Here is a 23589-nt window from a genome sequence, read left to right as displayed (position 1 = left end):
CTCAGCCGGCGTCGACCGGGCCGAGCACGGGCCGCTTGGCGGTGACGAAGTCGCCGGAGGAGCGGCCGGTCAGCCGACGCTTGATCCACGGGGCCAGGTGCCGGCCGGCCCAGCGCAGGTCGGCGCCGCGGGCGGCGAGCCACGGGGTGGGCGCCGGGTGCGGCGGCACCATCAGCCACTCCTCCTCGCAGCCCACGCCGAGCGCGGTGAGCACCTGCGCGGCGACCCGCCGGTGCCCGGCCGCCGACAGGTGCAGCCGGTCGGTGCTCCAGAGCATCGGGTTGAGGTACGCCTCGTCGGCGTAGAGGTCGACCAGGATCGCGCCGTGCCGCTCGGCGACCTCACCGACGGCCCTGTTGAGCAGCGTCACCCGGGGCGCCACCAGCCGCTGGCCGGGCAGCCGGGCCATCACGTCGGCGAACCGGAACAGCACCACGTCGCTACCGCCGGACCGCAGCCGCCCGATCACCGCGTCGAAGCGCGGGACGAAGACGTCCGGGTCGAAGCTGCGGCGCAGCACGTCGTTGCCGCCGGCCGCGAAGCTGATCAGGTCGGGCTTCATGGCCAGCGCGGCCGGCACCTGCTCGGCCACGACGTTCGGGAACAGCCGGCCCCGGATGGCCAGGTTGGCGTAGCGGAAGTCGGGGCCGGCCTCGGCGGCGAGCCGGGTCGCGACCAGGTCGGCCCACCCTCGGTAGCTGCCGTCCGGATATGCGTCGTCCATACCCTCGGTGAAGCTGTCGCCCACCGCCACGAAGCTGCGCCAGCGCACGGCGCCTCCCTCCGACGTCCCCCGCAGAAGCGTCGTCCAGTCTGTCACCGTCCGGTGCGCTCCCGCTCGCCCCCCGGGCCCGGACGTGGTGGACGTCTCGGCGCCGGGCGATCCATCGGCTGGACCGCCCGGCGTCGAGATCAACTCACGGCAGGTACGCCAGCAGCGCCCGACTGCGGGTCGGTGCCGGCTCGGTCACCGTGCCGAGCGGCGTGAACGTGCTGTCGAGGACCGTGATGCCGGTTCCCCGCCGCAGCAGCACGGTGCCGTCGGCGTTGAACAGGACCGAGCGCACCTCACCCGACCCGGGCAGGTCGACGACCTTGCTGGTGGTGGTGTCGACCACCGCGAAGCTACCGTCCCGGCGGGACGGGTCGGTGCCGATCCAGCCCACCGCGAGGTACCGGCCGTCCGTGGAGACGCTGCGCGCCTCCCAGCCGCCCCACTTGTCGGCCTCCTGCTTCGGCGGCGTGTAGGTGTACTGCCGTATTCCGGTGCCGCCCGTGACGTAAGGCGTGCCCTCGGCCACGGCGGCCAGCCAGGTGCCGTCGACGGACCAGCAGCGATCCGTCTCCTGGCCGGGGTCGCCGGGCACCGGCTGGCGGGTCGACGCGTCCAGCAGCAGGGACTGGCCGTTCTTCTTCTGCACCATCAGCAGGTCGCTGCGCTGCCAGCGCAGCGGCCGGCTGCCGAGGCAGCTGATCCCCTCGGCGAACGTCCGTGCCCCGGCCTTCCCGACGGTGGCGATCAACAGGACGCCGCTCATGTTGTTGTCGGTGCTGTCCTGCACCCACACCACCCGCCGGCCGTCCGGCGAGACGGTCACGGTGTTGGCCTCGCAGCCGTCGCCGGAGTGGACGACCTCGTGGACCACCCGGTCCTCGGTGCCCCGGACCGCGTGGATGCGGGACCGGGTGGGCGCCTGCTCCAGGTAGAAGCGGGTGCCGGTCAACACCGACTGCGGCTGGCCGGGGCTCGTGCCCGGCTCCCTCGACGACGATGGCGTGCCGGACGGCTCGACGGACGGCGTCGGGGTGGGCTCCACCGGCGGCGGAGTGCTGGTCACCGACGGGACGGCCGGCGCGGGCGCCGAACCGTCCGGCCGGATCGCGAGCGCGGTCCCGGTCGCGGCGGCCAGCACCAGCAGTACGGCGGCGGAGGTGGCGACGGCCCGCCGGATGCCGAGCCGGCGGGAGGTACGCAGGGCCCGGTCCCGCAGGTCGACCGGGGTGACCTCGTCGGCCAGGTCGGCCAGGTCGAAGCGCAGACGATCCTGGTTCATCGGACGGTCCCTTCCGTGGCGTACAGGTCGGCGAGTTCCGGGGCGACGGTGCGCAGCTTGGCGAGCGCCTTCGAGGTCTGACTCTTGACCGTGCCGACGGTGACGCCGAGCAGGTCGGCGGCCTCGGTCTCGGTGCGGTCCTCGAAGAACCGCAGCACCAGCACGGCCCGCTGTTTCGCGGACAGTCGGGCCAGCGCGGCCCGGAGCGTGAGCCGGAGCGTGGTCTGCTGGGCGTGGTCGGGGGCCGAGTCGCCTCCGCGTGGCTCGGGCAGGTCGCCCGTCATCGACTCGGCCACCCGGCGGCGTCGCCACCAGGAGACCTGGAGGTGGTACATGATCTTCCGGGTGTACGCCTCCGCGTTGCCGCTGTCGTGCAGCCGGCTCCAGGAGCGGTGGGTACGGGCGAGGGCGGACTGGACGAGATCCTCGGCCAGGTGCTGGTCACCGGTGAGCAGGTACGCCGAGCGCAGGAGCGCCGGTGTGCGGGTGCGCACGAACGAGTCGAACTCACTCAGGAGAGGGTCCACACGAGCCGATCCTTCGGGTCAGTGGTGCGTCGGTCTGATGCCTCCCCAGACGTCGCCCCGCCGCTCGATGGTTGCCGCCGTCGGATGGTCGGTTCCGGTGGCTCAGTCCTCGAACACCGACCAGCAGATGTCGTTGCGCAGCCGCTGGTCGTCGAGGACCAGCTCACGGATCGCTGCCGGGAGGCGGTCGCGCTGCCACCGGCACTCGCGTCGGCCCGCCGCGTCCGCCTGCCCGTCCGGCGCGGCGGCCCGCACCGCCTTGATGGCGTACGCGGCGGCGCCCAGTTCGTGCGCGGCGACGTGGGCGACGGCCCCGGCCTGACCGGCCGCGTACGCGGCGTGCCGGGCGGCTCCCCGCAGGTCCCGGGCCGCCCCCATGGCGTGGCCGCCGGCCGCGCGGGACACCATCATCGTGACCTCGCCCCGCACCCAGGCCCGGATGTGCGCGATCGCCTCACGCGGACGCAGGTCGTCCGGCCGGACCGCCTCGAACAGGCCGAGGACGTGCTCCGCGCAGTCGGCGGCCCAGAGCGCGAGCAGCCGGTGGTCGTCGTCGGTGAGCGTCCCGCCGCGACGGATCGTCACGAAGCGGGGGTCCCGGACCTTCGGCAGGATCACGAGTCGTCCCTCTCCTCACCAGCGGCCGGCGTCCGCCGCAGGGCGTCGTCCAAGATGCTCATCAGGTGAGCCACCCGGCTACTTCGCCCGGTCACGGGCGGATAGCGGCGGAGCACGTCGACGAGCGCCGGGGTGGCCCACCGCCGCGAACGGTCCAGCAACGCGTCGCCGACCGCCGGGTCGCCGCCGGCCGTCAGCTCTCCGATGTACGCCGCGCTCGCCGCGGCCCGCAGGATGTGGCCGACCTGGCTGGCCTGCGCGAGCGGATGCAGGTACGCCGCCGCAGCGGCGTCCCCGGCGGACCGCGCGGCCAGACGCGCGGCTTCGGTGGGCGCGGACCGGGCCGCCCGGTGGGCATCCACGGACGTCACGCGTTGCCGTCGCGTCCGGTCGGCGCCATCCGCGAACGTCCGCGCCGCGTCGATCGCGGCGCGGGGACGCGGATCATCGGGTACGGCCCGCTCGAAGACCGGCAGGACGTCCTCGGCGTGCCGGAGCACGTAGTGCGCCACGACACGCAACTCGTCCATGGTCAGGTCGAAGTCCCCGGACACGACATTCCTGCGGGCGGTCACGTCGGTGGATCGTATCCCCGACGCTCCCGGTCAGCCTCGCCCGGCAGCGCCTCGACGGTAGGGCCCCCAGCCGACGAACCTGTCGAACAACTCGCGTGGGGTGGGTCCGTCGTGCGGGGCGAGCCGGAACAGGTCATGGGTGGCCTCGTGGTAGAGCCCGGAGAGGTAGACGGCCAGGTCGACCGGGTGGTCGGCGTACTCGGCGGTGAGCAGCAGCCGGGCCGGGGCGCAGGGCCACGGGCCGCCGCAGGCGCGGCAGAGCCACAGCGGCCGGAGCGGCAGGTGCGCCGGGTGGCCCGGCGGGCAGGGACGCGGTCGGTCCGGGTGCGGCCCGAGCCGAGGTACGGGCAGGTTCATGCGTGACAGTGTGCTGATCGGACCACTACGCTCGGAAGTCGCCACGGCCGGGGCGGGGCGGATCCGGGAACCGCACGGCCGATCGAGGAGGACGGGTGGAGAACGAGCCGACCGCTGAGCTGATCCGCGCACAACTCCGCCGGCTGCGGCTGAAGGCCGAACTGAGTCAGGAGGAGTTCGGGAAACTCGTGCACTTCTCCAACTCGCAGGTGTCGGCCGTGGAGCTGGGCCAGCGTCCGCTGGACCGGTTCTTCCTGAGCCGGGCCGACGAGGTGCTGGGCACCGGCGGGCTGTTGATGTCGCTGCTGAAGCTCGCCGAACGGGACGGCCAGCCGAGCTGGTTCCGCCCCTGGCTGGACGCCGAACGCCAGGCCCAACAACTGCGCTGTTACCAGCCGAGCCTGATTCCGGGCCTGTTGCAGACCGAGAACTACGCCCGCGCCATGATCGGTACGGACGACATGCTCGGCACCGAGGACGCCGACCGCCGGCTGGCGGTCCGGCTCGACCGGCAGTCCGTGCTCACCCGGGCGGACCCACCCAAGTTCGTGGCGGTGATCGAGGAAGCGGTGCTGCGACGCGCGAACGAGTCCTTTCGTGCGGTGATGAGCCAGCAACTCACGCATCTGATAGAGGCGAGCGAGCTGCGCCATGTCGCTGTCCATGTCGTTCCGACCGACGTCAGCCTGCACATCGGACTGACCGGCCCGTTCACGCTCGCCCGGGGCGGCGACGGTGGGTGGATCGGCTACCTGGAAAACCAGCTCGGCGGAACGGTGATCGACCGCGATGAGGACGTGGCTGCCCTGCTGTCCAGATGGGAGAGCGTCCGGAGCGACGCGCTGTCCCGCCGCCAGTCGATCGAGCTGATGAAGGAAGTGGTCGAGTCATGGAGCTGACCGGCGCGATCTGGCGGAAGTCGAGCCGTAGTGGCCAGAGTGAGTGCGTCGAGGTGGCGGGCAGCCTGGTCGGGGTGGTCGGGGTGCGGGACAGCAAGGACCCGACCGGTCCCGTGCTCACCTTCACCGCCGACGCCTGGCGTGCCTTCGTCCGGTTCAGCGGGGGCCACGAACCGTTCACGCCATCAGGTTCGTAGGCCTGCTCGCACGTCCTCACAGGTAGAGGCAGAACGGGTGGCCGGCCGGGTCGAGGTGCACCCGTACGTCGTCCTGCGGCTGGTGGTCGGCCAGCGTGGCCCCGAGCGACACCGCGTACGCCGAGGCGGCCTCCAGGTCGTCGACCTTGATGTCGAGGTGGAGCATCATCGGCGGGTCCCCCGGGCCGGCCGGCCACACCGGACGCACGTACGCCGGCTCGTCCTGGAACGCCAGCGTGGCCCCGCCGCCCGGCGCGGCCAGCACCACCCACTCCGGCTCGTCCTCGCTTCGCGGCCAGTCGAGCAGCCGCTCGTAGAAGCCGGCGAGTTCCTGCGCGGAGGGCGCGTCGAGCACGGTGGACGTCAACGAGAAACGCGGTCGCTCACTCATGGCGGCCTTCCTACCCGACGCCTACGACAGTCACCCGAACCGGCAGCCGGTGCGGCAGCACCGGGCCGAAACGGATCGCCCGGTCCCGGCTGGTCGCCGTACGCTGCGGCAATGCTGCTGCGCATGTCGACCCTGCTGCTCCGGACCCTGCGCGAGGACCCGGCCGACGCGGAGGTGCCGAGCCACCGGCTGCTGCTCCGCGCCGGCTACGTCCGCCGGGCCGCGCCGGGCGGCTACACCTGGCTGCCGCTGGGCAAGCTGGTGCTGGACCGGATCACCGCGATCGTTCGGGACGAGATGGTCGCGATCGGCGACCAGGAGGTGCACTTCCCGGCGCTGCTGCCGGCCGAGCCGTACCGGACCAGCGGGCGGTGGACGGAGTACGGGGACGACATCTTCACGCTCGCCGACCGTCGGGGAGCCGAGCACCTGCTCGCGCCGACCCACGAGGAGATGGCCGCGCTGCTGGTGAAGGACCTGTTCACCTCGTACCGGGACTTCCCGGTGACGCTGTTCCAGATCCAGACGAAGTTCCGGGACGAGGCCCGCCCCCGGGCCGGCGTGCTGCGCGGGCGCGAGTTCCTGATGAAGGACGCCTACTCCTTCGATCTGGATCCGGCCGGGCTGGCGGCTACCTACGCCCGGCACCGCGAGGCGTACCAGCGGATCTTCACCCGGCTCGGGTTGGACTTCACGGTGGTGCGCGCGACGTCCGGCGCGATGGGCGGCTCGGCGTCCGAGGAGTTCCTGGCCGCCACGCCGGTCGGGGAGGACACCTACGTCGGCTGCACGGCCTGTGACTACGCGGCCAACACCGAGGCGGTGGTGATCCGTGCCCCGGCCGCCGGTGACCCGGACGCGCATCCCGCCATGGCGGTGCACGACACCCCGGAGACGCCGACCATCGCGGCCGTGGTGGAGGTGGCGAACAACCGCGCGCTCGCCGGCCGCACCGACTGGACCGCGGCGGACACGCTGAAGAACGTGGTGCTGGCCGTTCGCCGGCCCGGTGCCGAGCGGGCCGACCTGCTGGTCGTCGGCCTGCCCGGAGACCGCGAGGTGGACCTGAGACGGCTCGGGGCGGTGCTGGCCCCGGCCACCGTGGCCGTGTTCGACGACTGGGCCGCGCATCCGGAGCTGGTCCGGGGCTACCTGGGGCCGCAGATCCTGGCCAAGCACGGCATCCGTTACCTGGTCGACCCCCGGGTGGTCGCCGGCACGGCGTGGCTGACCGGGGCCAACGAGCCGGGGCGGCACGCCACCGACGTGGTGTGCGGGCGCGACTTCGTGCCCGACGGCACCATCGAGGCGGCCGAGGTGCGGCCCGGCGACCCCTGCCCGTCCTGTGCCGACGGTGAGCTGACCATGCGGCGCGGCATCGAGGTGGGGCACGTCTTCCAACTCGGCCGCCGGTACACCGACGCGTTCGCGGTGGACGTGCTCGGCCGCGAGGGCAGGCCGGTCCGGCCCGTCATGGGCTGCTACGGCATCGGCGTGTCCCGGGCGGTCGCCGCCGTGGCCGAGCAGCACCACGACGACCGGGGGCTGGTCTGGCCGGCCGCTGTCGCGCCGTGCGACGTACACCTGGTGGTGGCCGGGAAGGGGCCGCAGCTCGACGCGGCGCTCGACCTCGGCGGGCGGCTGGCCGACGCCGGCCTGCGGGTGCTCGTCGACGACCGGGCCACCGTCTCCGCCGGGGTGAAGTTCACCGACGCCGAGCTGATCGGCATCCCGCGCGCCGTCGTGCTCGGCCGCCGGCTGGCCGACGGGTACGCCGAACTGCGCGACCGGGCCACCGGTGAGCGCACCGAGTTGCCGGTCGGGGCGGTCGTCGAGCGCCTGCGCGACGAGCTTGCCGCGACGCGCCGCAACCGGGTGTAGCGATCGTGCCACCGGGTACCGCAATTGGATCGACCGAGGCGTTTCGGAGGCTCTCATGTACCGCGTCAGTGACGTGATGACCAAGCAGGTCGTCTACCTTCCCGCAGAGACCCCGTTGGACGAGGCGGCCCGGGTGATGAAGGAGTCGGACATCGGCGACGTGGTGGTGACCGACGGCGCCACGCTCGCCGGCATGCTGACCGACCGCGACATCGTGGTACGCGCCGTGGCCGAGCGCGCCGACCCGGGCACGACCACGATCGGGTCGATCATCACCCGCGAGGTCGTCATGATCGAGCAGCACTGCACCGCGAACGAGGCGGCGGCGCTGATGCGCGAGCGCAACATCCGGCGCGTGCTGGTGTGCGACAGCGACCGCAAGCTGGTCGGCATCGTCTCCCTCGGCGACCTGGCCATGCAGCTGGACCCCCAGTCGGCCCTCAGCGACATCAGCGAGGCCGCCCCGAACTCGTGAAAGGCGGGGCCCCTCCTTAACGCCTCCGGTAGAGAAGGGGCCCCTTCTCACCACCAGGCGGGCGGATAGCCTCGACCCATGCCCGAGATGCCGACCAAGCTGGCCGAGATCGTCGACGAGTTCGCCGCCGCCCCGCGCGACGTCGTGTTGGAGATGCTGCTGGAGTTCGCCGACGTGATCCCGCCCCTGCCGGAAGGAGTCGACCGGGAGGAGTTGGAGCAGGTCCCGGAGTGCCAGACCGCGTTCTTCCTGCGCGCCGAGGTGAACCCGGACCGCACGGTGAACACGGTCTTCGACTGCCCGCCGGAGGCGCCGACCACCCGGGCGTTCGCCGGCATCCTCGCCGAAGGGCTGGCCGGGGCGAGCGCCGAGCAGGTGCTGGCCGTGCCGGACGACCTCTACCAGCGGATGGGCCTGGCCCAGGCGATCAGCCCGCTCCGCGTACGCGGCGGCACGGCCATCCTGGCCCGGCTGAAGCGGCAGGTCCGGGAACAGATCGCCTGACCGGCGGGTTGTCGCTGGTCATGGAGATCGAGATCTACGCCGACGTCGTCTGCCCCTGGTGCTGGATCGGCAAGCGCCGACTCGAACAGGCACTCGACTCGTACGACGGCGAGGTGACCGTCCGGTTCCGGCCGTTCCAGCTCGACCCGACGCCGGTCGCCGAGCCGAGGCCGCTGCTGGACGCGCTGGGCGACAAGTTCGGCGGCCGGGACAAGGCCGAGGGCATGGCCGCCCACGTCTCCGGCGTCGCCGCCGGCGCGGGGCTCGATCTGCGGTTCGACCGCGCGGTGGCGGCGAACACGTTCGACGCGCACCGACTGGTGCGGTTCGCCACCGAGCACGGTCGGGCCGCCGAGACGGTCGAGCGGCTCTACCGGGCGCACTTCTTCGACGGCCTCGACGTCGGCTCGATCGACGTGCTTGTCACGCTCGCCGGTGAGGTCGGGCTGGACGAGGACGAGGCGCGCCGCTACCTGACGTCGAACCTCGGTCGCCGCGAGGTGGCCGCCGAGCTGAGCGCCGCGCACCAGCTCGGCGTCTCCAGCGTGCCGACGTTCGTGCTGGCCGGGAAGTACGCGGTCACCGGCGCCCAGGAGCCGGAGACGCTGCTCGCCGCGTTGCGCGAGGTCGAGCAGCGTGAGGCGGCCGGGTGATGTTTCACGTGGAACAAGATCGATGCCAGTGAGCGGCTAGGCCGGTCGGGCCAGGCCGTCCACCACCTGCGCTCCGGGCAGCGCGCCGAGCGCCGGCCCGGGCAGGGCGATCTTGCTGTGACGTACGCCCGATCCGATGATCACGTGCGGCGTGGCGATCACCCGCGCGTCGACCAGGATCGGCCACTCCTCGGGCAGCCCGATCGGGGTGATCCCGCCGTACTCCATCCCGGTCAGCTCCACCGCCTCGGCCATCGGCGCGAAGCTCGCCTTGCGGACGTCGAGCAGCTTGCGGACCACGCCGTTCACGTCGGCGCGGGTGGTGGCGAGCACGATGCAGGCGGCGTACCGGGTCTCGCCGCCACGCTTGCCGGCGACCACCACGCAGTTGGCCGACTCCGCCAACTCCACCTCGTACGCCGCGCAGAAGGCCGCGGTGTCGGCCAACTCGGCGTCGATCGGGGCGACCAGCATCTCGTCCACGTCGACCGGTGCTTCGTCCGGCCACCGCTCCACCGCCGCGGCGACCGGCGGAGCCAGCAGGTCCAGCCGGAGGCGGGCCGGCTCGGTCTTCAGCGTCCCCATCACGGGTGCGATCCTCGCACCTGTGCGGAGAATCCGCTCGCCAGCGTGTTAAGCGGGGCCCCCTGCTATGCAGAATGCGTTAAGAAGGGGCCCCTCCTTACACCTCGGTGAGCTGGCGGCGTTGCAGCGGCTCCGGGCGGTTCGCCTCGGCGTCCTGGATGCCGTGCCGGACCCCGACCCGGATCACGCCGTAGAGGAAGACGAAGCCGAAGACGTAGAGCACCACGGTGGCGACAAAGACCAGCATGGGGTCACGGTAGGTCGACGGCGGACGCGACCGGCTCTCGTCTTCGCCCCGTTCCCCCGTACGGGTCCGGTCAGCCCGCTGCCGACGGGGACACCCGGCCGGCGAGCACCAGACCGAGCACGCCGCAGCCGGCCGCGACGGCGAGCGTGGCCGCGTAGCTGGCCGGGCCGGGCGACGAACCAGCGGCCAGCACCGCCCCGGTCAGCGCCAACACGGTGGCCGCCGCCAGCGAGTCGCCCAGTTGCAGCGCCGAGGAGTTCCGGCCCTGCTCGGCCGGGGCGGACAGCTCCAGCGTGAGCACCGACAACGAGGGGTAGAGCAGCCCCATGCCGAGGCCGGCGACCGCCCAGGCGGACACCGCGAGCGCCACCGGGACTGCCGGCAGCAGCGCCGACGCGACACCCGCCGTACCGACCGCGATGCAGGCCAGCCCGGCCCGGGGCAGGCTGGCGGCGGACCGGGGAGCGGCGATCCGCCCCTGGAACCAGGAGCCCACCGACCAGGAGAGCGCCCCGACGGTGAGCACCAGACCGGCACCGGTGGGCGTGAACCCGCGTTCTCGGGAGAGCATCAGCGGGATCACCACCTCCGCGCCGACGAACGCCGCCGACGCCAGCCCGCGCAGGCCGATCACCGTCGGCAGCCCGCGCGCCGCCCGCAGGAACCCGGGCGGCAGCAACCGGGGTACGCAGGCGAGCATCCCGGCCAGCGCCACGCCGATCAGGCCGACGGCGTACGCGCCGCGCTGCTGCCCCCCGTAGTGCAGCAGCGCGGCGCTCGCCCCGGCGCCGCAGGCCCAACCCACCCGGGCCAGCGCGCCGACCGGCGGCCGGGTCGGCACCACGCCGGCCAGCGTCCGCAGCCCCGGCTGGATCAGCAGCACCGCCGGCACCGCGACCGCCGGAACCGCGAGGAACACCCAGCGCCAGCCCAGGTGCTCGACGATCAGGCCGGCCAGCGCCGGACCGACGAGCGACGGCACCACCCAGGCCGCCGCGAAGGCGGCGAACATCCGCCGCCGCAGCCGCTCCGGGTACGCGTGCCCGACGATCACATAGAGCGCCACGGAGAGCAGACCGGAGCCGAAGCCCTGCACCACCCGCCCGACGACAAGCGTCCCCATGCTGGTGGCGGCGCCCGCCACCGCCAGCCCGGTGACGAACCAGGCGACCCCGTGCCACATCGCCGGCCGGGGTCCGCGCGCGTCGCACCAGATGCCGGACGCCACCATCGCCACCACGCCGGAGGCGAACGGGCCGCCGAAGGCCAGCGCGTACAGGCCGAGACCGTCCAGGTGACGCGCGACCGTCGGCATGGCGGTGCCCACCGCGAGCGCCTCGAACGCGAGCAGCGACACCAGGGCGACGCTGCCCACGGTCATCGCCCGCAGGCGTGGCGACCAGAGGTCCCGGTCCTCCGCTACGGCGGTGGCGGCGGCGATTGTCATGTACCCCAGCCTGCGACCTCAACCGCGGTTGAGGTCAACTGTGGGCCCGGTCTCGTCAGGCGGTCTCCAGCGCCTCGCCCACGCCCTTCACCAGGCCGGAGAAGTGCTGGTCGGCCAGGACGTGCCCGGCGGTGATGACCAGGGCCAGCGGCCACTCGATGACCTGCAACGCGGTGAGCACCCCGATGCCGGCGTAGTAGGCCAGCTTGTCCGGCGGGGGCACCGCCACCTCACCCAGCAGCGGCACGTCCACCCGCCGGCTGTACGCCCTGACCATCTCCCGCGATCCGCTCAGATGTCGGGTCAGTGTGCTCATCCCAGCCTCCCCGGTTGCGACGACGGCATCGACCCGATCGGCATTCCACCGCCCCCGTCGTCCATGCGCCGGGCAGTGGGGAAACTTCCCCCTCCCGGAGGGCATAACGGACGCCGCGCCGGGAAGTCGGGCCACCGGGACGAGTCCGGGAGGCGAGATGGCGTACGGCTTCGCCGGTCTCCTGCTGTCGCCGGCCGCCGTTCCGGACGCGGTCGCGCGGGTCGCCCGTACCGTCGGTTCGGTCCTGCCCGGCGCCGCCGTGCCGACCGGGGTCACCGAGGCGGCGGGCGCGGTCGGCACGGCCGCCACCCGGCTGGCCCGGGTGGCCGGCCTGACCCGCCGTCGGGTGTGGTCCGCCGACGGCCGGCACCACATCGAGGTGCACGGTGTCTGTCAGGACGGCGGGGACCGGCTGGCCCGGCAGGTCGAGGCGGCGCTGGAGGCGGTGCCCGGCGTGGCCTGGGCGCGGGTGAACGCGCCGTCCGGCCGGGTGGTGGTGGCGACCCGGGAGCCGGCGCCGAAGCTGCGGGACCTGATCGACACGGTGGCGCGCGCCGAGCACACCTGCCCGTACGAGCCGGACCCGGAGATTCCGCCGCCGCATCCGCCCGAGGAAGGGCCGCGCACCCCTCGTACGCTCGGCGCGTTGGCCTCCGACGCGCTCGGCCTGACCATCTCGGCGGCCACCCGAATCCTGCCGTTCACTCCGGTCCCCGGGGAGGTCGCGGGACTGCTGAACGCGGTCGACCTGCACCCGAAGCTGCACGCGCTCGCCGACCGGGGCCTCCGCGCCGACCCCCGCGCCGAGGTGGTCTTCCCGCTGGTCGAGGCGGTGGTGCAGGGTCTCACCGGAGGCTGGGCCGGCATCGTGCTCGACGGCGCGCAGCGGGTGGTGCAGTGGGGTGAGGCGCGCGCCCAGCTCGCCGCCTGGAGCCGCGCCGAACCGCGGCTGACCGGCGACCCGGACCGGGCGGTCGCCCGGGTGCCGGACGGTGAGCGTCCCTGCCCGGTCCCGGACGGCCAGGCCGAGCGTTACGTCCAGCGGATGCTCGCGGCGGGCGCGGCGGCCGGCGCGGCGGCGGTTCCGTTCGCCGGCGGCAAGCGGGCCGCCGCGCTGGCGCTCTCCGCGCTGTCCAAGGCGCCCGGCAGCGGTCGCGAGGGGTACGCGGCGCAGCTCGGCCGGATGCTGGCCCGGCGTGGCGTGATCGCGATGGACCGCAGCGTGCTGCGCGAGCTGGACCGGATCGACACGGTGCTGCTGGACGCGGCGGTGCTCGGCTCGGACCGGGGCGTGCTGGCCGACCTGGCGCCGCTGCCCGGCGCCGACACCGGCCAGGTGGCCGCCCGGGCGTTCGCCCTCTTCGACCCGGCCGATCCGGAGGCGGTACGCGCCGACGACGGCTGGCAGATCGGGCCCCTGGACCGCCTGGCCGCCGAGGACCCGGGGGACACCCCGGACAGCGAGCGGTTGCGCGCCGACGGCGGACGGCTGCTCGGGCTGGCCCGGGACGGTCGGCTCGCCGCCGTGCTGCGGGTCGAGCCGGAGCCCGCCCCCGGGGTGGACGCGCTGGTGTCCGCCACCCGCCAGGCCGGGTTCCGGCTCGTGATCGGTGGCGCCGAGGGCGGTGGCCCCGGCGACGCGGACCGTCGCGTACCGGGTGGCACCCGGATCGCCGACGCGGTACGCGACCTGCAACGCGAGGGCGCGGTGGTGCTGGTGGTCTCCGGCGAGCGGTCGGCGCTCGCCGCTGCCGACTGCGGACTCGGCGTGGCCGCGCCCGACGACCTGCCCCCGTGGGGCGCGCACCTGCTGGTCGGCGACGACCTGCGCGTCCCGGCCCTGCTCGTCGACGCCGCCGGGGTGGCCCGTCGGATGACCCGGCAGAACATCCGGATCGCCATGGCCGGCAGCGGGCTCGGCGCGCTCGGCGCGTTCACCGCCGACCGGCGGCAACTGCCCGGCCGGACCATGGCGGCGGTGAACGGCGCCGCCGCGGTCGCGTTCGCGCACGGTGTGTTCCGGGCGCACCGGCTGCCGGACCGCACCGGCACCCCGGTGCCCGCGCTCACCGCCTGGCATCTCATGCCGGTGGAGACCGTCCTCGACCAGCTCGGCACGCACTCCGGCGGGCTGACCGACGAGGAGGCGGACCGTCGGCGGGGTGCCGGTCCCGGCGACGGACACGGGCCGGCCGGGCTGCTCCGCGCGTTCGTCGACGAGCTGTCCAACCCGCTCACCCCGGTGCTGGCCGCCGGCGCGGTGCTCTCCGCCGCGTTCGGCTCCCTCGTCGACGCGGCGCTGGTCGGCGGTCTGGTCGGCGGTTCCGCGCTGATCGGCGCCGTGCACCAGCGCAACACCGAACGGTCGCTGGCCGAGTTGTTGTCCCGCTCGGCGGTCGCCGCCCGGGTACGACGTGACGGCGCGGAACGGGTGGTGCCCGCCGAGGACCTGGTGCCGGGCGACGTGGTGAGCATCTCCTCCGGGGACGCCGTACCGGCCGACTGCCGGGTGCTGACTAGTGACGGCCTGGAGGCCGACGAGTCGTCGCTGACCGGCGAGTCACTGCCGGTGGCGAAGAGCCCCGACCCGGTGGTCGCGGCGGCGATCGCCGAGCGGCACTCGATGCTGTTCGAGGGCACCACGGTGGCCGCCGGGCACGGCACCGCCGTGGTGGTGGCCACCGGCGCGGAGACCGAGTCGGGGCGGAGCCTGGCGCTGGCCCGGCAGGCCCCGCCGGTCAGCGGCGTGGAGGCGCGGCTGGGAAAGCTGACGAACAGCGCCGTACCGCTGGCGGCCGGCTCGGCGATCGCGGTGGCCGGGGCGGGGCTGCTCCGGGGCGTACCCCTGGCCGAAACGGCGGCGACCGCCGCGAACCTGGCCGTGGCGTCAGTGCCGGAGGGGCTGCCGTTCCTGGTCAGCGCCGCGCAGTTGGCGGCGGCGCGGCGGCTGGCCGCGCACGGCGCGCTGGTCCGCAACCCGCGCACGATCGAGGCGCTGGGCCGGGTCGACGTGCTCTGCTTCGACAAGACCGGCACGCTGACCGAGGGGAAGCTGCTGCTGGCCGGCGTGGGCACCGGCGACGACCGGTACGCCCCGGCGGACCGCCTCGACGACGAGCCGCTCCGGTCGACGCTGGCCGCGGCGCTGCGGGCCACTCCGGCCGCGGCCGACCCGGACGAGTTGCCGCAGCAGACCGACCGCGCGGTACGCCGGGGCGCGAACGTGGCCGGGGTGACCGAACGCACCGGCGCGGCGGAGTGGACCGCGACCGGTGGGCTGCCGTTCGAGCCCTCCCGGGGCTACAGCGCCACGGTCGGTCGCACCGCCGACGGGTCGCTGCTCAGCGTGAAGGGCGCGCCCGAGTCGGTGCTGCCGCGCTGCGCGTCCCGGCGGACCGCCACCGGGGACCGGCCGTTGGACCCGGCCGGCCGGGACGAGGTGCAGGCCATGCTGGCCGACCGGGCCGGCGCCGGGCACCGCGTCCTCGCCGTGGCCGAGTGTCGGGTGTCCACCGACGCGGTCACCGACGAGCAGGTCGACGGCCTGGTGTTCGTGGGTTTCCTGACGCTGGCGGACGGGGTGCGGGAGAGCGCCCGTCCGGCGGTGGAGCGGATCCGGGCGGCCGGCGTGCACACCGTCATGATCACCGGTGACCATCCGGCCACCGCCGAGGCGATCGCGGCCACCATCAGCCCCGACCACGGCCAGCAGCGCGTGGTGACCGCGACCGACCTGGACCGGCTCGACGACGGCGCGCTCGCCGAGCGGCTGATGGCCACCGACGTGGTGGCCCGCTGCACGCCCGCGCACAAGGTCCGGATCATCCAGGCGTTGCAGCAGCGGGGCCGGACCGTGGCGATGACCGGCGACGGCGCCAACGACGCCCCGGCAATCCGGCTGGCCGACGTGGGCATCGCGCTCGGCCAGCGGGGCACCCCGGCCGCCCGCGCCGCCGCCGACCTGGTGGTCACCGACGACCGGCTGGAGACGATCATCGCCACGCTGGTCGAGGGGCGGGCCATGTGGTCGTCCGTCCGGCACGCGTTGAGCATCCTGGTCGGCGGCAACCTCGGCGAGATCGCGTTCAGTGTGCTGACCGCCGCCTCGACCGGCCGGTCCGCGCTGACCGGGCGGCAACTGCTGCTGGTCAACCTGCTCACCGACCTCGCGCCGGCACTCGCCATCGCGGTCCGGCCACCGGCCGACGACCGCACCGACCACCTGCTGCGGGAGGGTCCCGACTCGTCGCTCGGCGCCACCATGACCCGGGAGATCGGGCTGCGCGCGGCGGCGACCACGCTGGGTGCCACCGCCGGCTGGACGCTGGCCCGGTGGACCGGCACGCAACGCCGGGCCGGTACGGTCGCGCTCGCCTCGCTGATCGGCACCCAGCTCGGTCAGACCGTGCTGGCCGGCGGCACCAGCCCGACCGTGCTGGCCGCCACCGCCGCGTCCGTCGGCGTGCTGGTCCTGGTGGTGCAGACGCCCGGGGTCAGCCAGTTCTTCGGCTGCACCCCGCTGGGCCCGGTGGGCTGGACCATCGCCACCGGTTCGGCGCTCGGCGCGACGTTCGCCAACGGCGCGCTGACCCGGCTGGTGGACCGCCTGCCGCAGCCCGGCTCGTCCTGACGGCCCTACCGCCAGGTGGCGGCCGCCCGGCGCAGCCGGTCGTTGATCGCCCGCCCGACCCCTTCGTCGGGCACCGGCTCGGCGACGATCTCGGTCACCCCGGCCGCGTCGAGCCGGTGCAACGCGTCGAAGAGCCGCGCGGCGGCCGCGGTCAGGTCACCCGCCGGCGACAGCACCTCCACCGCCGTCCAGTCGCCGTCCGCCGGTGGCTCCCGGAAGGCCAGGAATCCCCGCCGGCCGCCGTCGCGCGCGTCCGCCGCACCTAACCGCAACGGGGTACGCGGGGCGTAGTGCGCGGCCAGCGTCCCGGGCGCGACCGGCTGACCGGAGCTGCCCTGGCGGACCTCGACCGGTCCGACGGCCTCGACCAGCGCCTCGACCGGCAGCGCGCCCAACCGCAGCACCACCGGCCGCTCGCCCCGGGCGTCCACGATCGTCGACTCGATGCCGCAGCGGGTGGGCCCGCCGTCGAGCACCACGTCCACCGCGCCGCCCAGCCCGGCCACCACGTGCTCGGCCCGGGTGGGGCTGAGCTGGCCGAACCGGTTGGCGCTCGGCGCGGCCACCGGCACGCCGGCGGCGGCGATCAGCGCGCGGGCGGCCGGCTCGTCGGGCACCCGGACGGCCATCGTGTCCAGGCCGGAGGTGACGATCGGCGGGATCGTCGCCGGCCGGTCCACGATCAGCGTGAGCGGACCCGGCCAGAACCGCCGCACCAGCGCGGCCACGGCCGGCGGCACGGCGCCGACGAGCGCGGGCAGGTCGGCGGCGTCGGCCAGGTGGCTGATCAGCGGGTCGAAGCTGGGCCGCGCCTTCGCCTCGAAGATCCGCGCAGCGGCCCGGGCGTCGAGTGCGTTCGCGCCCAGCCCGTAGACCGTCTCGGTGGGGAACGCGACCAGCCCGCCGGCGCGCAGGACGGCGGCGGCCTCGTCGATGCCGCTGCCGGCCGGCAGGACACGCGGGGATCCGTTGCTCACGCTGCGACGCTAGCCTGCCCCGCTCCCCGTCCCGTCCCGGCCCCGCCGCACTGCGGTGATCATGAAGTTGGCCGCACGTTTCGTCCGTTTCACCGCCGTCAACTTCATGATCACAATGGTCAGTCGGCGGGGTGGTCCGGGTCGGGGAGAGTGGGTGCGTCGGTGGGGTAGAGGCCGGCGGCGAAGCCGTAGACCTGGTCACCGGCGCGGGGGATCTGGGCGAACCGTCGGGCCAGCGCCTGCACCTCCGTCCAGAACTCCCGCACGTCCTCGATCGGGATGCGCGCGTGCACCAGCGTGCACCGCAGCTCGTCGGCGGCGTGCGCGGCGGCGGCCTCCGCCGCGGCCTCGGCCAGCCCGTTGATCCGGGCGACGACCTGCTTGTCCTCGGGCCGGTTGAGCACGCCGACGTAGAACGTGCGCGCGACCCGGCCGTAGAAGCGTTCCTCGATGGCCCGGACCCGGCGGGTACGCACCACCCGCAGCAGGCCGGCGTCGACGAGCTGGTTCACGTGGTAGGCCACGCTGCTCTTCGGCCGGTCCACGGCGCGGGCCAGCTCGTTGACCGTGGCCGCGCGCTCCAGCAGCAGCTCCAGCAGGGTGCCGCGCAGGGGGTCGGCGAGCGCACGCAACTGCTCGGGCGCGGTGACCACGAGCAGGTCGTCGAGGTCGTAGTCCGGGACCCGCTTATTGACCGACATTTCTCGACCGTTCTAATATTCTGGTTCGTTCGATGATTACGGTCCGACAATCGGGAGTCTAGAGATGGCCGAGATCCTCCTCTTCCACCACCTGCAAGGGCTCACCGACGGCGTACGCGCCCTCGCCGACGCCCTCGGCGCCGGCGGGCACACCGTGCACCTGCCCGACCTCTTCGACGGCGAGCGTCCGGCCAGCGTCGAGGAGGGCTCGGCGCTGGTCAAACGCATCGGAAGGGACGTCCTCGACCAGCGAGCCGACCGGATCGCCGCGGACCTGCGCCCCGACCTGGTCCACGCCGGCGTCTCCTGGGGCGCCGCCACCGCCCAACGGCTCGCCCAGACCCGACCCGGCGCGCGGGCCGCCCTGCTCTACGAGGCCTGCCTGCCGGTCACCGGCGAATGGGCGCTCGGCCCCTGGCCCGACGGCGTGGCGGTGCAGGTGCACGGCATGGAGCGGGACCCGTTCTTCGGGCTGGAGGGTGACGTCGACGCCGCCCGCGAACTGGTCTCGATCGTCGGCCCGGACCGGGGAGAGCTGTTCGTCTACCCCGGTGACCGGCACCTCTTCACCGACAGCTCGCTCCCGTCGTACGACGCGGAAGCGACCGCGCTGGTGGTGACCCGCAGCCGCGACCTCCTCGACCGGTTGGGCTGACCAACGGAACTCAGCGCCCCTTCGCCAGCGCCTCCACCTCGGCGAAGCTCGCCACCCGGTCACACTCGTCGTCGGCCAGCCTGTTGATCAGCGCCTTGGCCGCCTGAGCCTGCGGAGTGGTGGGCAACGCGCCCGCGACCAGCTCCGGCAACGCCAGCTCGTAGCCCACGCGCGCCCGGGAGGCGGGACACGTCAGTCGGTCGAGCGCACCGTCCACCGTCCGCCAGTCGTACGCCGCAGGATCGTCCACGACCAGCCAGGCCAGCTCGGTTTCCTCCGGGGACCCGGGAGCCACGTCCAGCTCGCGCAGTAGCAGCTCCCAGGCACCACGGATCTCTCTTTCCAGCCCCGCCACGGTGTCGGCCAGCAACGGACTTCGCCAGACGGGCACGGACGTTACCTGTACTGCGCGATCTGGATGAGGTTGCCGCAGGTGTCGTCGAACACGGCGGTGGCCACCGGACCCATGTCGACCGGCGCCTGCGTGAACAGCACGCCGAGCTGCCGCAGCCGGTCGTGCTCGGCCGCCACGTCGTCCACCGCGAACTGCGTGAACGGGATGCCGTCGGCCGCCAGGGCCTCCTTGAACGCCTTGGCGGCCGGGTGGGCCTCCGGTTCCAGCAGCAGTTCGACCCCGTCGGGAGCGTCCGGCGAGACGACGGTCAGCCAGCGGTGCTCGCCGGTCGGCACGTCCGTCTTCTTCACGAAGCCCAGCACGTCGGTGTAGAAGCGCAGGGCCTTCTCCTGGTCGTCGACGTACACGCTGGTCAGGTTGATTCTCATGGGGTCTCCCGGGTGGGTTCGGGCCTGAGCCACCGCTCGGTGATGGCACGCAGCGGCCGGGTGTCGAGGTGGTGGAACTTGTACCGGCCCTGCCGGCGCGTGACGATCAGGCCGGCGGCCTCCAGGACATCGAGATGCTGGGAGATCGCCTGCCGGGACGAGCCGACCTGGTGCCGGGTGGCCAACCGACCGCAGATCTCGAACAGCGTCTGACCGTCGCGCTCGGTCAGCTCGTCGAGGATCAGGCGGCGGGTGGGATCGGCCAGCGCCTGGTACAGGTCGCCCACGCCGCTCATCATAGGCAAGTGCTGACTTGCCTATCAAGCACCGGAACGGGCGCGCCCCGGCCAACTTCGGGCACCCGGGGCTGATTCGTCGCCGGTAATGTCCTCTGTTCCGGCCATCGCACAAACGCCGTCACCCAGGCCGAACGAGGCCTGCCAGACGGTCGACCGCGAGGTGTACAAGGACGTCCGCACCATGGTCGCCATCGACCTGGACAACGCCACCACCACCCAGGTACGGCTGCTGGCCAATCAGATCCTGGCCGAGGCAAACCGCGAGTCGCTGCCCGTGCTGCCCGACGGCATCCAGGAGCGACTGAACGGCGCCGCCGACGATCTCCGCGCATTCCTCCGGGCGGAGCTGGAGCACGCCTGGTCGACGGCGCTGCGGGTGGCGGTGGCCCAGACGCTGACGAACGCCGGCCCCAACGTGCAGGCCGCCGCGAATAAGGTGCTGGACGCGCCGTCCGTCGACGCCTGACCGGTGTCGACACCGCGACCGTGGTCACCATCGGCGCTGTGCTTCTGCTGCTCGGCGGCGCGGGCTACCTGATCGGACGCCGACGCCGTTCCCGCTTCGTGGCGTAGCTGACGCCGATGCGCCCGGCTCGACATCTCGTCGGGCCGGGCGCATCGCCTCAGGAAGAAAGGGACTCCCGCCCCGCCGCACCGGCACGACGACCGGGGCGCGACCCTCACCGTGCCTGGCTTCTTATGGCGTCCTGGAACTAGCGGGGAACGGCGCAGTACGTGAGCGTGCAGTAAAGCTGGACGCTGTTGCCGCCGACCTGGCCTTCGGCGTAGAAGTCGTTGTTCGGGTACTGGTTCGCGAGGTAGATCGGCCCGGCGTACTGGGTGTACTGGCCCGCATCCTCCTTCGATCCGTACGTCACCCCGCCGCCTGCGGGCACCCTGACGAGCGTCGCTCTGGTGTATCTCGTCGCGCCGGTGGTGTTGAACGTCACAGCACACATGGTGTTGCTGTTCCGGTGCTTCGAAACCACGAGACGGCCGTTGGCAAATTCGTGCGCCTCAATGCGGACATACTCCGAGCCGCCACAGATTTCCGGGCCGGTCGCCGCCTGCGCCGGGGTCGCAATCCCTCCGACGAGGAGAACCGTGGCAAGGGCGGTGGCGGCCCCGCCAGCAATTTTCAAATTTTTCATGGCGAGGATTATAGGCATGCCCCCTGTCGATCTGGCTAGCGTCGAGGTGGTGGCTGTTCGCGCCCTTCTGGAAGCGCTCCCCCACCCCGGTGGCGAGCCACAGGACCACCCTTGGCCAGGTAGACAAAGACCGAACAGGATGCGCTCCGGCCATGCATCAGCTCGGGATGAGCTTCGCCGAGCCTGACGGTAAACACGCCGACGGCAGGCGTTCGAACAGATGGCCCGATCGTTTCAAGAATTCTGACTCAGTGGCCTTCGCATTTCAGCCGAGCACCCAATCTCGGCGTGCTCGGCCTCCGGGGCCATTTCCTCACAATGTCGCGCATCTACTCCTCAACCTGGCACTCAGCGCTGCGGTCACGGACGGTCCCCACGGGGCGAGCGCGTCGTCCGATCACCGCCAGACGGCTGGCCCTTTGTCGACCAGGCTCTCCGTCATGAACAACGCACTTGACGGCAAGGTAGCTCTCGTCACAGGTGGTGGTCGTGGCATTGGCGCCGCGGTGGCCCTGCGCCTGGCCCAGGACGGCGCCGATGTGGCGCTGACGTTCCAGCAGAATCAGCAGCGCGCCGACGACGTGGTGGACCAGATCAAAGCGGTAGGACGGCGGGCGATCGCCGTGCGGGCCGACAGCGCCGACCCGGCGGCAGTGGTCGCCGCAGTGGACCGGGCCGCCGGCGAGTTGGGTCGGTTGGACATCCTGGTCAACAATGCCGGCGCGTTCCTGCTGGGACCGCTGGAGCAGCTGAGCCTGGAAGAGTTCGAACAGACCGTCGCGGTCAACGTCCGGGCACCGTTCGTCGCCTCGCAGGCCGCAGTGCCCCACATGTCGGTCGGTGGCCGGATCATCAACATCGGCAGCAACATGGCGGAGCGGGCGGTCTTCCCGGGCTTCTCGCTCTACGCGATGAGCAAGACCGCCCTGATCGGCCTGACCAAGGCACTCGGACGCGAACTCGGCGGCAGGGCGATCACCGTGAATCTGGTGAACCCAGGAGCCACGGACACCGAACTGAACCCGGCCGACGGCCCCAACGCCGACACGATCAACGGGTTCACCGCCCTCGGCCACTACGCGAAGCCAGCCGACGTAGCCGCTGCGGTGGCGTTCCTCGCCAGCCCGGGCGGGCGTTACATCACCGGGGCAACAGTCAACGTCGACGGAGGCTTCACCATCTGATTCATCGGCTCACCGCCGGGCTGTCCACCCTTGCGCACGGCTATGGCCCGTTCCTTCAGCTGGAGCGGGCCGTACCTCAGTGAAAGTGCTGGTGGAGCCCAGGGGACTCGAACCCCTAACCCCTGCCTTGCAAAGGCAGTGCTCTGCCAGTTGAGCTAGGGCCCCGAGGCGGCGCTCAGCGCAGGTCGGGAGCGGTGGTCGCCTCGTGCCACAGGGCGCGCTCGTCGTTCGACGCCTTGACCTTCTTGGCCACGACGGCGGCCACCCCGACGATACCGGCCAGGATCAGGAGCTTCTTGAACATGGGATTGACCCCTTGCGCTCGACTACCGTCGGACGATGTGCGGTGGGGCTAGCTGGAATCGAACCAGCGACCTCAGAGTTATCAGCTCTGCGCTCTAACCGACTGAGCTATAGCCCCGCGTGGCGACGAGCAAGGTTAACCCATGCCCGCCAGCGCGCCCAAATCGGGGGGCCCGTGGCGGAAGCACCCGCGCCGTCCCGAACCTACCCGGACGCACGACGCCGGGGCGACCGCTTTACGCGGTGCCCCGGCGTCATCGAATCAGTCCCGCTCGGCGAGCGTCAGCTCGATCCCGCCGACCAGGTCGGCGCAGACGTTGTAGACGAACGCGCTCAGCGTGGCCAGCGCGGTGAACAGCACCACGTTCACCAGGCCGATCAGTGCGGACGTGAGGATCACGCCCTTCGCGGTGATGCGGAACCCGCCGCCACCCGAACCGCCGCCGGCGTTCACCAGGTCGGTCAGGCTGTCGTTGACGCTCTTGAACACACCCATCGCGTCGAGCGCGAGGTAGAGCACCGACGTGGCCACCACCACCACGATGAAGAGCACCACCGAGACCGCGAAGGCGAACTTCATCACGGACCACGGGTCGATGCGCTTCAGGTTCAACCGGGCCCGGCGCGGCCCGCGCGAAGCGGCCGAACCGACCGAGGTACGCGCGGCGCGTACCGCCTCACCCACGCGCGCGGCGCCGACCGCCGCCGCGCCGCTGATGCCCGGCGGCAGGCCGCCCCCGTTGGCGGGACGCCCCGGGTTGCCGCCGGCCGGTCCGGTGGCCTCGGGTGCCCCCTTCGGGGCGGTGCCCAGGCCCGCTCCGATGCGCGGCTGCGTGCCGGTGGTGCCGGTGGAGGCCCGGGCGGCGGCCGTCGGCCTGGCCGGCGGTGTGTTCGTGGCGGGCTTCGCCGCGGCCGGAGCCGCGAAGCCGTCGGCCGACGTCGGCGCGTCGATCTTGGTCTCGGTCGCCTCGCGGGACTCCGAACCGTCGGTCGGCTTGTCGGGAGGCGGGGCCATGCCGGGGGCCCGGGTGAACTTCGGGGCAGGCGCGTCGGCGGGGACCGTGGCCCGACCCACGGCCGCACGGCCGGTCGCTGGTGTACCGCCCTGTGCGGCCTCCTCGTCGACCGGGGTGGCCGAGGTCCCCTTGTTCCCCGACTTCGCCTGTGTCTCCGTCATCAA

30 protein-coding genes and 2 tRNA genes are annotated in these 23589 nt (G+C 73.1%); 11 read left to right on the top strand and 21 right to left on the bottom strand.

What is annotated here, in order from left to right; translation table 11 throughout:
- Window position 1: 1 nt before the first annotated feature.
- From AB0B02_RS09975 to AB0B02_RS09950, 6 genes are all read right to left on the bottom strand, one after another.
- On the bottom strand, window positions 2-772 hold the full coding sequence (locus tag AB0B02_RS09975) for an SGNH/GDSL hydrolase family protein (RefSeq protein WP_281933824.1): 771 nt from the start codon (window positions 770-772) through the stop codon (window positions 2-4).
- 145 nt (window positions 773-917) lie between these two features.
- Window positions 918-2054: a hypothetical protein gene (locus tag AB0B02_RS09970; RefSeq protein WP_357298859.1), complete on the bottom strand. Its 1137-nt coding sequence runs from the start codon at window positions 2052-2054 to the stop codon at window positions 918-920.
- Entirely contained in the window at window positions 2051-2581 is a 531-nt protein-coding gene (locus AB0B02_RS09965) for a SigE family RNA polymerase sigma factor (protein WP_107158158.1), read from the bottom strand. The genes AB0B02_RS09970 and AB0B02_RS09965 overlap by 4 nt, the downstream gene beginning before the upstream one ends.
- A 102-nt stretch (window positions 2582-2683) precedes the next feature.
- Window positions 2684-3199 carry a putative immunity protein gene (locus AB0B02_RS09960; protein WP_357298856.1) on the bottom strand — a complete coding sequence of 172 codons (516 nt, stop codon included), beginning with the start codon at window positions 3197-3199 and terminating at the stop codon, window positions 2684-2686.
- Window positions 3196-3774, bottom strand: a complete 579-nt coding sequence (locus tag AB0B02_RS09955) for a putative immunity protein (RefSeq protein ID WP_281933866.1) — start codon at window positions 3772-3774, stop codon at window positions 3196-3198. Before AB0B02_RS09955 ends, AB0B02_RS09960 begins: the two co-directional genes overlap by 4 nt.
- Before the next feature lie 30 nt (window positions 3775-3804).
- Entirely contained in the window at window positions 3805-4140 is a 336-nt protein-coding gene (locus AB0B02_RS09950) for a hypothetical protein (protein ID WP_281934626.1), read from the bottom strand.
- Window positions 4141-4226: 86 nt separating this feature from the next.
- On the opposite strand from AB0B02_RS09950, the gene AB0B02_RS09945 reads away from it, so the two are divergent.
- Together AB0B02_RS09945 and AB0B02_RS09940 are read left to right on the top strand one after the other, a co-directional pair.
- A complete protein-coding gene (locus AB0B02_RS09945; RefSeq protein ID WP_357298851.1) occupies window positions 4227-5030 on the top strand; it encodes a helix-turn-helix transcriptional regulator in 804 nt (267 codons plus the stop codon).
- Window positions 5021-5227, top strand: coding sequence for a DUF397 domain-containing protein (locus tag AB0B02_RS09940; RefSeq protein ID WP_357298846.1), 207 nt, complete (start codon window positions 5021-5023; stop codon window positions 5225-5227). Before AB0B02_RS09945 ends, AB0B02_RS09940 begins: the two co-directional genes overlap by 10 nt.
- Window positions 5228-5243: 16 nt before the next feature.
- Here the strand turns inward: AB0B02_RS09940 and AB0B02_RS09935 are convergent, their stop codons facing one another.
- Window positions 5244-5618: a VOC family protein gene (locus AB0B02_RS09935; protein ID WP_281933871.1), complete on the bottom strand. Its 375-nt coding sequence runs from the start codon at window positions 5616-5618 to the stop codon at window positions 5244-5246.
- Between the two features lie 111 nt (window positions 5619-5729).
- On the opposite strand from AB0B02_RS09935, the gene AB0B02_RS09930 reads away from it, so the two are divergent.
- The 4 genes from AB0B02_RS09930 to AB0B02_RS09915 all read left to right on the top strand — a co-directional run bounded on the left by AB0B02_RS09930 (window position 5730) and on the right by AB0B02_RS09915 (window position 9131).
- The gene (locus AB0B02_RS09930; protein ID WP_357298843.1) at window positions 5730-7499 is read left to right on the top strand and encodes a proline--tRNA ligase; all 1770 of its coding nucleotides are present in this window, start codon (window positions 5730-5732) and stop codon (window positions 7497-7499) included.
- Window positions 7500-7554: 55 nt separating this feature from the next.
- Window positions 7555-7974 carry a CBS domain-containing protein gene (locus tag AB0B02_RS09925; RefSeq protein ID WP_107158151.1) on the top strand — a complete coding sequence of 140 codons (420 nt, stop codon included), beginning with the start codon at window positions 7555-7557 and terminating at the stop codon, window positions 7972-7974.
- A gap of 78 nt (window positions 7975-8052) precedes the next feature.
- A complete protein-coding gene (locus tag AB0B02_RS09920) occupies window positions 8053-8478 on the top strand; it encodes a SufE family protein (RefSeq protein ID WP_281933875.1) in 426 nt (141 codons plus the stop codon).
- Window positions 8479-8498: 20 nt separating this feature from the next.
- A complete protein-coding gene (locus tag AB0B02_RS09915) occupies window positions 8499-9131 on the top strand; it encodes a DsbA family oxidoreductase (protein WP_281933876.1) in 633 nt (210 codons plus the stop codon).
- A gap of 36 nt (window positions 9132-9167) precedes the next feature.
- Here AB0B02_RS09915 and AB0B02_RS09910 read toward each other — a convergent pair whose 3' ends face one another.
- The 4 genes from AB0B02_RS09910 to AB0B02_RS09895 all read right to left on the bottom strand — a co-directional run bounded on the left by AB0B02_RS09910 (window position 9168) and on the right by AB0B02_RS09895 (window position 11726).
- Entirely contained in the window at window positions 9168-9716 is a 549-nt protein-coding gene (locus AB0B02_RS09910) for a YbaK/EbsC family protein (RefSeq protein ID WP_357298836.1), read from the bottom strand.
- A gap of 97 nt (window positions 9717-9813) precedes the next feature.
- Complete coding sequence (locus tag AB0B02_RS09905) at window positions 9814-9963, bottom strand: hypothetical protein (protein WP_199199841.1); 150 nt, start codon at window positions 9961-9963, stop codon at window positions 9814-9816.
- Window positions 9964-10033: 70 nt separating this feature from the next.
- The gene (locus tag AB0B02_RS09900; RefSeq protein ID WP_357298832.1) at window positions 10034-11410 is read right to left on the bottom strand and encodes an MFS transporter; all 1377 of its coding nucleotides are present in this window, start codon (window positions 11408-11410) and stop codon (window positions 10034-10036) included.
- A 55-nt stretch (window positions 11411-11465) separates the two neighbouring features.
- Window positions 11466-11726: a hypothetical protein gene (locus AB0B02_RS09895; RefSeq protein ID WP_281933880.1), complete on the bottom strand. Its 261-nt coding sequence runs from the start codon at window positions 11724-11726 to the stop codon at window positions 11466-11468.
- 157 nt (window positions 11727-11883) lie between these two features.
- Between AB0B02_RS09895 and AB0B02_RS09890 the strand changes: the two genes are divergently transcribed.
- Window positions 11884-16356 (top strand): HAD-IC family P-type ATPase, encoded by a 4473-nt coding sequence (locus AB0B02_RS09890; protein ID WP_357298829.1) that lies wholly within the window; start codon window positions 11884-11886, stop codon window positions 16354-16356.
- A 5-nt stretch (window positions 16357-16361) separates the two neighbouring features.
- Here the strand turns inward: AB0B02_RS09890 and AB0B02_RS09885 are convergent, their stop codons facing one another.
- Both AB0B02_RS09885 and AB0B02_RS09880 read right to left on the bottom strand, forming a co-directional pair.
- Window positions 16362-17309 (bottom strand): L-threonylcarbamoyladenylate synthase, encoded by a 948-nt coding sequence (locus AB0B02_RS09885; protein WP_357299068.1) that lies wholly within the window; start codon window positions 17307-17309, stop codon window positions 16362-16364.
- Window positions 17310-17452: 143 nt separating this feature from the next.
- Window positions 17453-18034, bottom strand: coding sequence for a helix-turn-helix domain-containing protein (locus AB0B02_RS09880; RefSeq protein ID WP_281933883.1), 582 nt, complete (start codon window positions 18032-18034; stop codon window positions 17453-17455).
- Window positions 18035-18098: 64 nt separating this feature from the next.
- Between AB0B02_RS09880 and AB0B02_RS09875 the strand changes: the two genes are divergently transcribed.
- Window positions 18099-18689, top strand: a complete 591-nt coding sequence (locus AB0B02_RS09875; protein WP_281933885.1) for a dienelactone hydrolase family protein — start codon at window positions 18099-18101, stop codon at window positions 18687-18689.
- Between the two features lie 10 nt (window positions 18690-18699).
- Here the strand turns inward: AB0B02_RS09875 and AB0B02_RS09870 are convergent, their stop codons facing one another.
- From AB0B02_RS09870 to AB0B02_RS09860, 3 genes are read right to left on the bottom strand one after another with little or no spacing between them, the layout of a single operon-like run.
- On the bottom strand, window positions 18700-19080 hold the full coding sequence (locus AB0B02_RS09870; RefSeq protein ID WP_281933887.1) for a hypothetical protein: 381 nt from the start codon (window positions 19078-19080) through the stop codon (window positions 18700-18702).
- Window positions 19081-19085: 5 nt separating this feature from the next.
- Window positions 19086-19472: a VOC family protein gene (locus AB0B02_RS09865; RefSeq protein WP_281933889.1), complete on the bottom strand. Its 387-nt coding sequence runs from the start codon at window positions 19470-19472 to the stop codon at window positions 19086-19088.
- Window positions 19469-19771 carry a metalloregulator ArsR/SmtB family transcription factor gene (locus AB0B02_RS09860; RefSeq protein ID WP_281933891.1) on the bottom strand — a complete coding sequence of 101 codons (303 nt, stop codon included), beginning with the start codon at window positions 19769-19771 and terminating at the stop codon, window positions 19469-19471. Before AB0B02_RS09860 ends, AB0B02_RS09865 begins: the two co-directional genes overlap by 4 nt.
- A 160-nt stretch (window positions 19772-19931) precedes the next feature.
- Between AB0B02_RS09860 and AB0B02_RS09855 the strand changes: the two genes are divergently transcribed.
- Together AB0B02_RS09855 and AB0B02_RS09850 are read left to right on the top strand one after the other, a co-directional pair.
- Window positions 19932-20237: a hypothetical protein gene (locus tag AB0B02_RS09855; RefSeq protein WP_357298821.1), complete on the top strand. Its 306-nt coding sequence runs from the start codon at window positions 19932-19934 to the stop codon at window positions 20235-20237.
- A 20-nt stretch (window positions 20238-20257) separates the two neighbouring features.
- Window positions 20258-20344 carry an LPXTG cell wall anchor domain-containing protein gene (locus AB0B02_RS09850; RefSeq protein WP_357299065.1) on the top strand — a complete coding sequence of 29 codons (87 nt, stop codon included), beginning with the start codon at window positions 20258-20260 and terminating at the stop codon, window positions 20342-20344.
- 140 nt (window positions 20345-20484) lie between these two features.
- On the opposite strand, the gene AB0B02_RS09845 is transcribed toward AB0B02_RS09850, so the two are convergent.
- The gene (locus AB0B02_RS09845) at window positions 20485-20922 is read right to left on the bottom strand and encodes a hypothetical protein (protein WP_357298818.1); all 438 of its coding nucleotides are present in this window, start codon (window positions 20920-20922) and stop codon (window positions 20485-20487) included.
- A gap of 440 nt (window positions 20923-21362) precedes the next feature.
- On the opposite strand from AB0B02_RS09845, the gene AB0B02_RS09840 reads away from it, so the two are divergent.
- Window positions 21363-22106, top strand: a complete 744-nt coding sequence (locus AB0B02_RS09840; RefSeq protein WP_357298815.1) for an SDR family oxidoreductase — start codon at window positions 21363-21365, stop codon at window positions 22104-22106.
- An 89-nt stretch (window positions 22107-22195) separates the two neighbouring features.
- Here AB0B02_RS09840 and AB0B02_RS09835 read toward each other — a convergent pair.
- From AB0B02_RS09835 to AB0B02_RS09820, 4 genes are all read right to left on the bottom strand, one after another.
- A tRNA-Ala gene (locus AB0B02_RS09835) sits at window positions 22196-22271 on the bottom strand.
- Between the two features lie 10 nt (window positions 22272-22281).
- Entirely contained in the window at window positions 22282-22410 is a 129-nt protein-coding gene (locus AB0B02_RS09830) for a DLW-39 family protein (protein ID WP_013283222.1), read from the bottom strand.
- Between the two features lie 43 nt (window positions 22411-22453).
- Window positions 22454-22527, bottom strand: a tRNA-Ile gene (locus AB0B02_RS09825).
- Window positions 22528-22671: 144 nt separating this feature from the next.
- A complete protein-coding gene (locus AB0B02_RS09820) occupies window positions 22672-23586 on the bottom strand; it encodes a DUF3566 domain-containing protein (RefSeq protein WP_281933897.1) in 915 nt (304 codons plus the stop codon).
- Window positions 23587-23589: the final 3 nt, after the last annotated feature.

The organism is Micromonospora sp. NPDC049240, assembly GCF_040647835.1.
Lineage (GTDB): Bacteria > Actinomycetota > Actinomycetes > Mycobacteriales > Micromonosporaceae > Micromonospora.
The sequence above is the reverse complement of the archived record's forward strand: the minus strand, read 5'-3'. Positions and strand labels throughout refer to the sequence as shown.